Annotated in this window: 8 protein-coding genes; 5 read left to right on the top strand and 3 right to left on the bottom strand. The window is 63.4% G+C overall.

Annotation, left to right across the window (positions count from 1 at the left end):
- Positions 1 to 109: 109 nt before the first annotated feature.
- The 5 genes from BZG35_RS16915 (at position 110) to BZG35_RS16935 (ending at position 8,572) form a co-directional block, all read left to right on the top strand.
- On the top strand, positions 110 to 2,203 hold the full coding sequence (locus BZG35_RS16915; RefSeq protein ID WP_077357479.1) for a hypothetical protein: 2,094 nt from the start codon (positions 110 to 112) through the stop codon (positions 2,201 to 2,203).
- A gap of 144 nt (positions 2,204 to 2,347) precedes the next feature.
- Positions 2,348 to 3,349: a toll/interleukin-1 receptor domain-containing protein gene (locus BZG35_RS16920; protein WP_077358249.1), complete on the top strand. Its 1,002-nt coding sequence runs from the start codon at positions 2,348 to 2,350 to the stop codon at positions 3,347 to 3,349.
- 332 nt (positions 3,350 to 3,681) lie between these two features.
- Positions 3,682 to 5,646 carry an ATP-dependent endonuclease gene (locus BZG35_RS16925; protein ID WP_077357481.1) on the top strand — a complete coding sequence of 655 codons (1,965 nt, stop codon included), beginning with the start codon at positions 3,682 to 3,684 and terminating at the stop codon, positions 5,644 to 5,646.
- Positions 5,643 to 7,370 carry a UvrD-helicase domain-containing protein gene (locus tag BZG35_RS16930; RefSeq protein ID WP_077357483.1) on the top strand — a complete coding sequence of 576 codons (1,728 nt, stop codon included), beginning with the start codon at positions 5,643 to 5,645 and terminating at the stop codon, positions 7,368 to 7,370. Before BZG35_RS16925 ends, BZG35_RS16930 begins: the two co-directional genes overlap by 4 nt.
- A gap of 5 nt (positions 7,371 to 7,375) precedes the next feature.
- Positions 7,376 to 8,572, top strand: a complete 1,197-nt coding sequence (locus BZG35_RS16935; protein ID WP_077357485.1) for a restriction endonuclease — start codon at positions 7,376 to 7,378, stop codon at positions 8,570 to 8,572.
- Between the two features lie 13 nt (positions 8,573 to 8,585).
- Here BZG35_RS16935 and BZG35_RS16940 read toward each other — a convergent pair whose 3' ends face one another.
- The 3 genes from BZG35_RS16940 to BZG35_RS16950 form a co-directional block, all read right to left on the bottom strand.
- Complete coding sequence (locus tag BZG35_RS16940; protein ID WP_077357486.1) at positions 8,586 to 9,284, bottom strand: hypothetical protein; 699 nt, start codon at positions 9,282 to 9,284, stop codon at positions 8,586 to 8,588.
- Complete coding sequence (locus BZG35_RS16945) at positions 9,284 to 10,195, bottom strand: DUF4238 domain-containing protein (RefSeq protein ID WP_077357488.1); 912 nt, start codon at positions 10,193 to 10,195, stop codon at positions 9,284 to 9,286. Before BZG35_RS16945 ends, BZG35_RS16940 begins: the two co-directional genes overlap by 1 nt.
- A gap of 346 nt (positions 10,196 to 10,541) precedes the next feature.
- Complete coding sequence (locus BZG35_RS16950) at positions 10,542 to 13,352, bottom strand: TonB-dependent receptor (protein WP_077357489.1); 2,811 nt, start codon at positions 13,350 to 13,352, stop codon at positions 10,542 to 10,544.
- Positions 13,353 to 13,403 lie beyond the last annotated feature (51 nt).

A 13,403-nucleotide genomic window follows, 5' to 3' on the forward strand; every position in this document is an offset into this window, starting at 1 on the left:
TCTAAAGGCATCAAACACCGCCTTTATGATGATAATTCACGAGATATAACGATAACATGTTGCGAATATTCGCTAGTTGAACGATGGTTCTCGGCGAAAGGCAATTTCCATGCGCTATCCCGTCCCCTCCGAGGTTCTGAAACACGCCCGCGAGGCTGACAAGCAGAGTCTGGCCAAACTGGCCGATACGATGAAGACGGTCGCCAGTGTCCTGTCCAAACAGGAGCGCGCCGTCGAAACCGATCCTGAGATGGCGGAACGCTATCTGTCGGCGGTGGGCACGCCCCTCGCTGCGGACATCCTCGCCTACTATGCGCGACCCTGGACCCAGGAGCCGCCGTCCTTCCTGCACCCGGACGCCGAAACCCTCTGGACCATCGACGAAGCCCTTGCGTCTCTCGAGGCGTTCGAGACGGACAATCCCGAGCCCGTGCTCCGCAGCCCGATCGGGCTTTTGCGTGACGACCTGCAAGCCACGTGGACCTATCTCAAGCGACAGGATCACATCGTCGCCTGGGTCGGCGATATCGGCGTCGGCAAGACGACCGCACTCACCCATGCCGTCGGCCTTCTGGTCGGCGACGGCCGCAGCGGCCGCAAGCCCGCCTTCCCCGTCGGATCCGGTCGCGTCACCGTTTGCGAGACGGCCGTGAAAGCCTCGCCAACCTTCGGCGTCCTGGTCGATCCGGAAGATGACGACGAAGTGGCCCGGCTGACCCGGGACATGGTCGCCAGCCTGAAGCCGGACAGCGGCGGGCTCGGCCCATCGGCGGAAGTCGCCCGCGTGCTCCGGAACATGTCCGGGATGAAGGACGTCCCCGTCGTCATCAACGATGAGCCCGTCATGCAGGATCCGATCAAGGATCTGCTGGAAAGCGGTCTCGGTGTCGATGAGACGACCGATCGCCTGATCGCCGCCATGAACCTGGCCGAGCGGCGGGAGCGCCAGGTCATCCTGCCGGAGGGTAGCGAGGATGGACTGTCGTGGGTGTCCAAGCGCGTCTCCGCCATCAATAACGGCACGGACCCCCGGTTCACGCTCCCGAAGCGGATCACGGTCCTGATGCCGTCCAGTCGTCTCAGCGCCGATGGCCAGCAGCTTCAGGTCATCGACACCCGGGGTGTGGAGGGTTTGACCCAGCGGAAGGATCTGATCGATCACGACCAGGAACGCCGGACGCTGATGGTCCTGTGCACCAAGTTCGCCGACGCCCCGGCACCTACCGTACAACGTCTTTTGCAGGACTCCGTCGACGCCTACTCCGGCGCCGTCGAGCGTCGCCGCAAATGCATACTCGTCCTGCCGAGGGGCGATGAAGCGCTCGACGTGCCCGGGATGGACGCCGACGTCGCCACCCGACTGCTGGGTTATGCAATTCGACGAAAGGATATCGAGCAGGCCCTGGTCAAGGCCGGCCTGCCGACCACCCCGGCCTATTTCTTCGATGCCCGCAACGACGACCCGGACAAGATCTGGGCGACCCTACGCGGCCAGATCACCCAGATGCGCGCGGTCTATGGCGAGCGCGCAACCCGGGCCGCGGCCGGCGTCGCCCATCTGCGCGAAAACCCGCACGATGTCCTGGCCGAACAGGCCCGCCGCGACGTGTCCGTCGAACTCGACGCGGTCTTGAATATGGCCGATCGCCTGGGCGACAGCCTCCGTCCGGCCTATCAGAACCTGGTCGATCAGATGGCCATCGGCCATCACAGTTCGATCGCCGCCTCGATCGCCCGCCGGGGCGAGTGGAGCGCTTTCGATTTCGCCGAAATCCTCGGCCAGGGCGTCCGGATCGATGCGAACGCCCGCACTCAGCGCGAGGCCATGCGGCTGGAGCTGAAGATCGAGGAGCTCGAAAACCGGTGGTCCAACGTCATCTCTGTGCGCCAGACCCTGGAGAGCCTGCGCACGAAACTGGCGGACAGCCGCCAGGGCTTCCTGACATCAGCACGCACGATTGGCCGGGAAGCCTATGCGGACCTCCTGTCCGGACAGAGCGAGATCTGGGCGCTCACAGCGGATCGCTACGGGCGAGGCGCTGGATACAAGCGCGATGTCGCTGCGGACTGGCGCAAGTGGTTCATCGAGACGCCGGAGGCGGCGGACACTGCCACGGCGATCAGCGAGCGCCTCGTCGAGGCCTGGCGGTGGTGGGTGATCGAAGCGCTGCGGAGTTCGGCGCAGACGGCGCCAGACGCCTAGGCTCGACGCGGTGTGGAGCGGTGCCTTGGATTACCAACCGTGGGCTATAGAGTGAGAATCCTCCACTGATCGGTGTGGGGTCAGGCGGCCAATCTGTTTGCGCCAAACCAATATCGAACTGACCGCACCCCCCCTGAGGTGATCGTGCCAACCGTCTTTTTCTCCTATTCTCACATCGATGAAGGGCTGCGAGATCAACTGGAAATCCAGCTCTCCATGCTCAAGCGCCAGGGCGTCATCGACACCTGGCATGACCGTCGCATCGGTGCGGGACAAAACATCGATCACGCCATTGATGACATCATCGACAAGGCTGACGTCATTCTGCTGTTGGTGACCCCCGACTTCATCGCGTCGGAATACTGCTACGACCGCGAGATGGCCCGAGCGATGGCGCGGCACGAAGCCGGCGAGGCGATCGTCATTCCGGTGATCTTGCGACCATGCGACTGGCATCCGGCACCGTTCGGCAAACTCAACGCCACGCCGGCCGACGGCAAACCGATCACGACCTGGCCCAACACCGACGAGGCGTTCCTCCAGGTCGCCCGGGCCGTCCGCGAGGCCGCAGGCCGTGTCGCTGGCGGGGCCGACACGGACGGGGCGACGCCTGGCGCGGTAACGCTTCCAGTGACGGCACCGATGTCGGCACCGACATCGACGCCCGTCGGGCCGCGTTCAAGCAATCTCCGTCTGGCCAAGACCTTTACCCAGCGCGACATGGATCGGTTCCAGACGGAGACGTTCGAATACCTCGCACGCTTTTTCGAAAATTCACTCGGCGAACTGAGCGCCCGCAATGAAGGAATTGAAGGCGTCTTCCGACGCATGGACGCCAACCGGTTCTTCGCGACCGTCTACCGGGACGGTAAGGACGTCGCTCGCGCCACCGTCTACATGGGAGGCAGCCTGTGGGGTCACAAAGGCATCTGCTACATCGATCGTGAGACGACAGAGAGCAACACCATGAGCGAGCAACTGAGCGTTCATACCGACGATCAAGCTCTATTTCTCACGAGCATGGGCATGGCGAGGATGGTGAATTCGCGGAACGACAAGCTATCTCAGGAAGGCGCGGCCGAGCTCTTCTGGAACATTCTTATCCAACCGCTTCAAGAAAGAAGCGGATCGGTACGCTTGGTTTAGAAGCAACCTGACTGCCTGTCTGATATCGCCAGCCCCGCCTCAGGACCTTCCGTTCATGCTGCTCGGGCCACGTCAGGCCAAGCTTGCTAAACCCGGAGCGTAGGTCTTCTTCTGACTCTTAAACGACCTCGGTGAGGTCCGCTTTCGGGCGAACACCGAACCTAACGCAAGTGCGCCGACGCTGACTTGTCGCGGCTATGGGAAGGTCCGCTCTAGATCAGTCATATCGGTCCTGGAACGACCACGAACGCTTGAAAAGGCAGACCATCTATCGCTGCTAAGTTGCAATACGACCCGTCCCGACGGACAGTCCCTGCGCTTGAGGGGATCCCATGTATTTGAAGACGGTTGCACTGCGGAATTTTCGCTCGTTCGATGCGGGCGAAGTCGAACTGCAAAAGGACCTCACGGTTTTTGTGGGCGAGAACAACGGCGGCAAGAGCAACGCGATCGATGCGATCCGGCTAGTAACTCAGCCGCTGGGCGGTCGCCGAGAAATTTATTGCGAGCCTACGGATGTTCGGTTCCAGAGCGCGAACAAAGGTTTCGAGCTTGAAGCGACCTTCAGCGATCTGAGCGTCGGCCAACAAGGACGCCTCATCACTGCCAGCAGTGATTCCTCGCTATCGGAAGCACGCTTCGGAATTCGCTACGCTGGCGGCCTCGGGGATCGCCCAAGCCTTTGGGCGGGCAAGCCTGGCAACCTGCCAGAACCGGGTTGTCACGATATGATCCGTCATGTCTATTTGCAGCCGTTGCGCGACGCCAAGCGCGCCTTGGCCTCCGGCAATCCCACGCGGATTATGGCCCTCCTCAATCACTTCCTCGGCGACACCAAATCCGAAGACCTCGCCCGCGAACTGGCGCGGCAGGCAAAACACGATGTGTTGGCCAAGGTCGATGAGGCAGTCGGAAAAGGCCTTGCCGCCCTTACTGGAGGCGTGCGCCCCCAAGCCGCCGCGCTGGGCTTTGCCCCGCAAGAGGCACTGGTCGATATAGCTCGCGACCTTCGGTTCAAGCTCGCTGACCACGGCGTCCATCCCGAAGACCTACGCTACTCCGGCCATGGCTACGCCAACCTCCTGTTTATGGCGACGATCGCCGTTGAACTTGAAAAGGTCCGGAATGCGGACCTGACCTTGTTTCTGGTGGAGGAGCCGGAGGCGCACCTACATCCCCAGCTGCAGGCGGCCGTTTTGTCCTTCCTCAAGGACCAAGCGACCCTGTCGCGCTCAGTCAAATCCGAGGATAGTCCGGCCGGCCAAATTCAGGTGGTCGTGGCCAGTCACTCGCCCAACCTTTCGGCGTGGGTCAGCAGTAAGCAGTTGGTCGTGTTTAAGTCGATGGTTCCCACTTCGACAGCGCACTCGGACGCTCCCCACGAGCCGGAGTCTCCAGCAGAGGCGGACGCCGCCGCGATCGAAGGGGGCATCGCCGAGGGAGCGGACGATGCTACTGATGCGGTCGAAGCGCTTGCCGCGACGGCGACCGCCGCCTTCATTCGGCGATCGACCCGTTGCATCCCGTTGTCGCAGATCGATCTGGGCGACCTGCAGCGCCGCAAGATCGACCGATACCTCGACGTCACCAAAGCGGCTCTACTTTTCGGTGGGCGCGTCTTGCTCGCCGAGGGCATCGCCGAAGCCCTTCTGCTGCCCGTCATCGCGGAGCATTTCACCTTGAAGGAACAGCCGGAGAAGCTCCGGCTATTTCGCTCGGCCGTTTTCGTCCCGATCGATGGCGTGGATTTCATGCCTTACGCCAACCTGCTGACCCGGCAGATCAATGAGGCGCGGATCGCGGAAAGGGTCGTGGTCATGACGGACGGCGATCATGGCGTGGGCCTGGGCGAAGATGACGAAGACGACGCCGGCGCCGCTGACGAGGAGGACGACGGCGAGGAGAATGCATCTAGCGCCGATGCCGAGCCGCTGATCCCTGGCGAACGTCGCAAGCGCGCATTGGAAGCCTTGGCCAAAGCCAATGGCGCCGAAGGCGTGCTGTCAGCAGTTACGTCCCGTTACTCTCTGGAGAGCGAACTCTTGGAAGCAGGCAACGGGGCGATCCTGCGCGCCGCTTACGTCAGCCTCCACAAGCGATCCGGCAAGAAATGGGACCGGGCTGCGGCGCTCGAAGGCGATGCACGAGCCAACGCCATACAGAAGCTGTTTAAAAATGCGCGGAAGGGTGACTTCGCCCAGACACTGGCCGACCTGATCGAGAATATCCCCGAGAACAGCCATACCTTTGTCGTGCCCAAGTACATCGCCGACACAATCCGCGAGGTCGTGGCGTGACGAACGCCTATGCGCCGACGAAGGAGCAGGAAGCGATTATCGAGCACGATGGAAATGCGTTCGTGCGCGCCTGCCCCGGCGCCGGAAAAACCCGCACCATGGTCGAGCGCGCGCGCCACATGCTCAGCGCGACGACCGATCGGCGCGGAGTGGCGTTCCTGTCCTTCACGAATGCGGCCGTCGAGGAACTGGAGGGAAGGCTTCACACCTTCGGCGTGCTGCCTTCGCCAATCTTCCCGAGCTTCATCGGTACTTTCGATCGATTCCTCTGGCAGTTTTTCATCACACCGTTCGGGGTCGACGGATGCAGCCATCCACCCCGGCTGGTTCCGGACAAGTCGGAGTGGGAGATTAAGCCCTTTGACACCGCTCAGGCCCTGAAGCTGAAGCACTTCGATCGGTCGACCGGCACCTTTGTGCCCGCCAAGGCGGCGGACACCGGCTTCTATTCGAAGACTGGTCCAGGCGCTTGGGAGACGGTGGCGCGCAACACGATCGCCCGAGCCCGCGATCGGGGGGATCTGGATTTCGAGGACGTCAGGGACTGCGTCGCCAACCGCCTCGGAGACCCGACCTTTGCCGCGCGCTTGGGCGCTGCGCTGAATGGCCGGTTCCGGGAGATCGTCGTTGATGAGGCTCAGGACTGCAATCCGGCCGACCTTGAGATCATCGACTGGCTTCGGAAGGCAGGCATAAGGGTCAAGGTCGTATGCGATCCGAACCAGGCGATCTACGCTTTCCGAGGCGGTCTGACCGATGAGCTGCTCAAGTTCGAGAGGACCTTCAGCGGTGACGATCGGCTTCCGATGAGCGGCAACTTTCGCTCGTCGCCGGCAATCTGCGCAGCCATCTCACAATTGCGTCCCCCGGCGACCCGCACTGTTCGCGACCAGGCAGTGGGTAGGTTCAGAACTGAAACCACGCCAATTTACATCCTGTCCTATAGCGGCACTGGCGTGCCTTCCTCGATCGGCTCCTGCTTTCAGACCTTGGCCGCTAATATGGATATTTCACCGGCGCAGGCGCCGGTACTCGCCGCGACTTGGGCCAGCGCCGGGAACGCTGTTGGTCGGGCTGTACCTGACGCAGGTAACGACAAGACGTTACTCCTCGCCGAAGCCGTCATGGGCTTCCACTTCGCCTTCGCGGCAGGCAACCGCCGCGAAGCGCTAACCCGACTACACAGGGTCGTTCTCCAGATTCGCGGCGTCATCGCCAACGCCGGGGACTACACCTCCCATGTAACATCAAATGGTCCCGATGACGGCAAATGGCGGCCCGAGATCATCGCCGTTGGCCAGGCACTGCGGGTCAGACCGGGAGAAAACGCTGATGCTTGGTTGAAGCGCGCGCGCGATCTCATCGGAACGACCCTCGTTGGATCGTCGACGATCGGTCAGCGTCTGCGATCGAACGGGAAGTTGGACGCTGTCTTGGTCGAAGTGTCTCCGACAGCTTTGCCCGCAAAGGCCATCCACGCCGTGAAGGGTTTGGAGTTCCCGGCGGTGTGTGTGGTGCTGACGGCGCGAACCGCTGGCGGCATCCTTGATGTCTTGAGCGGAGAGTCGACCGATCCGAACGTCGTCGAAGAGGCTCGAAAAATCTATGTTGCCGCATCCCGCGCCGAACGGCTTTTGGCCATCGCGGCACCGAAGAGTCGGGCCGCCGCTCTGAAGGCGCATCTCGATGTCGACGGGCATGCCGCAGAGATTCGAGTGATCTGAGCGCGATGAGGCCGTCACCGAAGCAATGGGCCGACGAAGCGCTTGAGCTACGCATCCAATCGCTCGAAGCCGCCATCGAAAAATGGGCGGTCGAGCGGGACCTATGGTTTGACTGCTCCTGCAAAAGCCACCTCGCCCACAACGGTGCTGAACCGGGCAGTCCGCCTATCGCCACGGTGCTGTGTCTCGGCGGCGATCTCTACGGCGTGCTCAGCGGTGAGGACGCAGAAGGGCACGAGCCGTCCTTTTCCGATATGATCGAAGGGCTCGGGTTCGAATATGAGAACAACGACGGATCAACGATCCACGTCTATCCGACCGATCCGGAGCTTGCGGCAGCGCTGGAAGACTACTTCCACTGGCATTGGGTCTGCGGCCTGATCACCGACGATACGGCCGACGTCTACCACGAGCTGTACGAGCAATTCTCCGCCAACCCGGAGCGCCTTCAACGCCTTGAATGGCGGGACTTCGAGATCCTGCTGTATCGGCTGTTTCAGAACCAAGGGTTCCAAGCAGTGCTCGGGCCTGGCCGCGGCGATGAAGGCGTCGATCTGCGGATCATCCAGCAGTCGCCGCTGGGCGACATGATGACCTTCGTTCAGGCCAAACGGTACAGCACACACCGGCCCGTCAAGTTGCCCGAGGTCCAAGCGCTTTATGGCACCGCGCAGTTGGACCACGCGGACAAGGCTTTGTTCGTGACAACGTCTAACTATGCGCCGGCGCCGCGGCGATGGGCGGCGCGAACGGACGGCTTTATGGAATTGGCGGGTGCCGAGGAGGTGGTGAAATGGTGTGCTGGCGCCCGAGCTGGCGTCATTGCCGACCGAGCAAGTTTGGTCGCCCGCGACCGCGTTGAGCAGCTTATTCTGGCAGCGGCCCAAGGTGCTCCGGGGCTTATCGTCCACGATTCCGGTGGGTGGAATATCACCGACAACTGGTTCGCCTTGATCCTGAAAGAGACGAAGCACGCCGCCCTCCTCATGGGCGTGCCGGCAGCCGTGCCAGACCATGATGGCTATGGGCAAATCGGCCGCCACATCCCGAAGCTAGATCCTTCCACATTTCTTCGGTTTCAGTCAGAAAACGTCTGGCGCGCCAAGCGAACGAGCGAAGATGGACGGGTCCGTTACTGGGATGGCCGCCATCTCTGGCACGCTTGGAACGGTCAGCCCTGCCACTTCAATCTGATGGATTAAGCTTGGCCTTTGGCTAGGTCATGATCAGCGCCCTCGTCGGATCGCGGGGGTGAATCAGAACCACACGTGAGAATGAGAGTGTGTTGACGTGCTCGCCGATGGTCGAGCGTTCGTCGGCATTGAGGTCTGGTCCGATGTAGTCCGGCAAGACCAGCCACCACTCCCTGTAGCGATCTATGTAGGGCGCGATCTTTGCTGCCTTTTCGGTGATGCAGAGTTTGAGGTTGCGGATGATTTCGCTTGCGACGAACCCGCCCTGGTCAAAGTCAGAGGAGGCGCCCAGCATGAAGTGGTTGGCGACCGGAATGCCAGCCGGGCTGATCTCCAGCTCGAAGTTCCGCGTCAGCTTGGTGTCGAGGCCCACCGGGTTGGGATGCGCATAGAAGGCGGCAAGGGCCTTGGGCAGCTCTCGTTTGATCGCCTTTCCATCTAGCGGTCGCCAGAACGTTAGCGATACCCACCAGCCCTGGCCTTCCTTCGGCGGTCCGTAAGTCGGCAGAAGCTTCTCGACGTAACGAAGGACGCTCGCCTCGACGGACTCGAGCCCTTCGTAGCCGTCGTCACTCTCGAAGTTCTGGTTGAGCCGGCGGACCTCGATCGCGATGTCCTCGATCGTGAAGTCTGGCGGAACTTGGCCGTCCGGCTCGTAGGCGACCGGGCCGAGGCGAAGGCTCTCCAGATAGGCCTTCGCAAGTTGTTCCGACCTGTCCATCACCGGCCGGGCCGGCGGCGGAACACGACCTTCCGATGGTCCTCCTCCACGAAGTCATAGGGTGCCCAGGTCATGACTTCGACCAAGCCTTCGCGGCCTGTGATCAGGTGCCGGATGGGCTCGAAGAAAGAGAATTGACCGATGTACTGCTGATTGAAGCCGCGGGCGGTATCGGCCGACATCGCCTCATTGGAGAAGGCACCGTCGAACTTGCCGATCGCCAAGACCGCCAATGTGTTCGGATCCAGCGGTAGGACGAAGGAGAAGGGCGTCATGCCGGGCAGGTCCATCTTCAAGGCTGGATGGGCCGGCGCTTTGACTGACAAGACTGGCGTGGTCGACGCGGTAAGCGGGATCGGCGATCGGAAGATCCAGAGCCCGCAGCTCTCGAAGTCATCCACCGCCCAGTCGAGGTTCAACGCCATTTCGTTCATCCAGGCGACGTGTCCGCCTGGCGAGCGCTTGATGGCTGCGTACATGGCGCGCTCGTCATCGGAGAACGGCATTTCGCTCGTGGGCGAGTTCGCCATCTCCATCAGCTGCCGCGCTGTCTCGCGGGCATGAGGGGTGCGAGCTTGGAGGTGCCTGATCAGCGCGTAGAGAACCGGCCGATCCGAGCGGTCTAGGGCCTCGGAGTTACCTGAGGTGATCTTTTGCCAGGTTTCGCTTCCCGAGATTGGCGTTTCGAGGCGGCGGTTGATCGCCGTTTCGATCGACACCGGCGCGCCGTTGCGCATGTGGACGTAGAAGTCTCGCTCGTAGCCCAAGCCCTCGATGGAGCGGACCGACCAGACGGCAACATGACCGTTCTTCGCGACAGTCGCGATCTTCCGCTTCTCCGCATCGGCCGCGAAGCTCCGCAGGTAAAACTGCGGTGCGTAGTGGTGGTCGCGAGGCTCCTGTTTGCCCATGCTCAGAGCGCCTTTGTAGGGTCGATGACACGACACTCTACTACCGCAACTATAAAGTGATCACGCGCAGTTTCGCTGCTTGAACCGGGATGGGGGCAGGCGGCGATACGCCAATGCCATCGTGACTGTGCGGAATGTCCCCGGCGTCGGCTTCTTGGCCGAGCAGCAATGTCAGCTAGTGGCGCTTCTCAGACCCTCGCCAATGACCGCCTCGCCATGCTCGAGTGGACTTCTGTCCAAACAAAAGACTCGATGGATCTCTCTCCCACAGGCTTAAAAACGGTAGTCAGGCCCTGGAACGCTGCATCCGGCTGTTGAATACGTTCGCCTGAGCCGGGAACGGGCTTCAGTATCTGAAAGCGGCACCGATCCAAAGCTGGCGGCCGTAGATGCTGTAATCGCGCAGAATGGCACCGTCGGGGCCTGTCACGGTCCGCTTGTCCTGGTCGGTCAGATTGCGAACCTCGGCGGTGAGGCGCACCCCCGCGTTCAGGTTGAAACGAAGCTGTGCATCGACCTGATGGCTGGCCAGTTGCACTTGGTCCAGGGAGGGGGTCTCCCCGACGACGGTGCGCGCGTCGCCGACGAAGGCGTAGCTTAGATACCCTTCGAATGGGCCGCGCTCATACATCAGGGCGACATTGGCCAGCCTCTCCGACTGCTGCGGCAAGGACCCTAACCGGCGCACCACGCCGCCTGGAGTGAGGACCGTCGCCCGCCCGTTCAGCCACGAGACATTGGCCGACAGCCCCAGATCGGTCAGATAGGGCAGGGACCGCAGCACGAAGCTAAGCTCCAGGCCATCGATCGCCGCGCTGGCCGCGTTGCGCGGGCGATTGACGATGAGGGAGGCTCCGTCGACGATCTCGCGGCTGGCGTAGCGGTAGATCTCGCCGTCGATCGCCTTCTGGAAGAGGCTCGCCGCCAGCAGCCCCTGTCGGTCAGGGAGATAGTACTCCAGGGACGCGTCGTAGGTTCGGCCGCGTCGCGCGCGAAGCGTCGGATTGCTTCGGTTCAGTCCGCCGTCCTCGGCCGTCGTCTCGGCGGACCCCAGGTCGCCCGGATTGGGTCGGCCCACGCCCTCGGCATAGGCCAGGCGCAGTTTGAGTGTCTCGGTCAGGTCGTACGTGAGGGTGACGGACGGCAGGAAGTCCTCATAGACGACCCGGGCGTTGACGGGGACGAAGTCCTGCGCGGCCGCGCCCGAGCCGATCTGGCGCATGAAGTCCGCCTTGGTCCGGGTCCGCTCCCAACGGCCGCCGAAGACGAGGGCGTGGCGGTCGCTCTGGTGCTGGATCAGGGCGTACCCGGCCTCCACCGTTTCCCGCACCCGGTAGTCCTGGCCGGTGCTGTTGATCCGGGTCTGGGCGACATCAAGGCTGAAGGCCTGGGGATTGGCGGTGAAAAAGCGGAGGAAGGCGTCGTAGTCGATGACGATCTGATCGAACGCGCCTTCGAGCGGGCGATAGGCGACCGGGCTGACGAACCCGGCCAGGCTGAGCGCGCCTGGCCCGTATCCGTTGTGGACGATCTGGGTCCGGTCGGAGTTTCGCGCCAGGGTGCGGCGCTTCAGGCCGGTCTCGAACCCCCAGCCGCGCGCGTCGGGTTCACGGTTGACCCCATGGTCGACCTGCAGCTCGCGGACGGTTTCCGCAGAGTCGTCGACGTAGGGGGAATGGCGCGCGAAGACATACTGGTCCGGGGCGAACAGGCGGGGATCGGCACCGGAGACATAGGACACACCCCGGCGCACCGCGATGTCGAACGCGCCGGGCGGCCCGGACAGCTGAAACAGGACTTCGGGCGACGATTCGTAGAAGACCGCCCTAGACCAGGACGCCCGGACCGACAGACGCTGTCCGGCCCGGGGGTGCCAGTCCGCGGCGGCCTGGACCGTGGTCAGCGGCTTCTCGATCTGGAAACTGTTGAACTGGACCTGGCTGGCCCTCTGTCCGAGAAAATGTTGACCCAGCCGCAGCTCGTTGTCGTCCTGCTGGAAATGCGAGAGCGTCAGGCGCGCTGTCAGGGCGGGATCCAGCCGCGCCTCCAGCTTGATCAGCCCGCCGTAGCGATCGACGGTGTTGGGATAGGCGCGATAGTAGACGCCCGCGCCCGCGGCGGCGGGGGTCGGCGTGGTCGAGGTCATCGCATGGGCGGTGCTCAGCCGCTCCTGATCGCGGCTACGCCGGCTGTAGTTTGTGCTGATCAGCACGCCGACCTGGTCCTGATCGCCGAAGGTCCGCGAGACGGCCCCGTCGAACCGGAAATTCCCGCCGTCGTCGAACGGGCGGCCGAATCCCCGGCCGGGCGCGCCGGTCGAGTCCGACATCCCGGCGAAGACGCTCGTCGTGGCGCGAAGGCCGGGTTCCTCGAGCGGGGACCGCACCCGCAGATTGATCAGCCCCCCGATCGCGTTGCCGTCGAGGTCGGGGGTGCGCGACTTGATGACCTCGAGCACCTTCACCGCCGTGGACGGGATGCTCTCCATGTTGAGCTGGCGATTGTTGCGCTCTGCGGTGGCCAGAGCCGCGCCGTCCAATTGCCCCAGGGTGTAGCTGGCGTTCAGGCCGCGGATCGAGACGTACCGCCCCTCATCCTCGTCGAAGACCGTCTGCACGCCGGGCAGGCGGCGCAGGCTGTCGGCGATGTTGTAGTCGGGCTGCTGACCGATGCTGTCGCTGGTTCGGAACGCCGTCGGCCGGATCTCCTGGCGCTGCAGTTCTACGCCCGCCATGTGCAGGTCGCGATAGCCGCTGACCAAGACGTCCTCGACCCGCGCCGTCGTGTCGGGCGGCGCGGTCGGGATCGGGCGGGGCGGCGGCGGCCAGCGTCGCGGCGGCGCGCTGCGCATCAGCGTGACCGTCCGGCCGTCGTCCGTGCGCACGGACAGGCCCGTGCCCGCCAGCATCGTCGCCAGGGCGGTCCGAGCCGTCATTCGCCCCCGGACGGCGGAGGTCCGGGCGCGACCGACGTCCGCCTCGGCCGCCACGATCTGGAGACCGGACTGGCGGGCGAAGGCCGGGATCGCGCGGCGCAGCGGCTGGGCCGGCAGGTCGAAGACGCGCAGGGTGTCCTGGGCCACGGCCGGCGACGCGCCGAGGACGACCGCGATGGCGGCCGGCGCGAGAAGACCGAGCATGCGCGGGTCGAGGGTCACCGCTGGGCCTCTGGGTCGCCGTTTGCGTGTTCTGGAATAGGAGAGCGGACT

It is taken from the genome of Brevundimonas sp. LM2, from assembly GCF_002002865.1.
Classification (GTDB): Bacteria; Pseudomonadota; Alphaproteobacteria; order Caulobacterales; family Caulobacteraceae; genus Brevundimonas.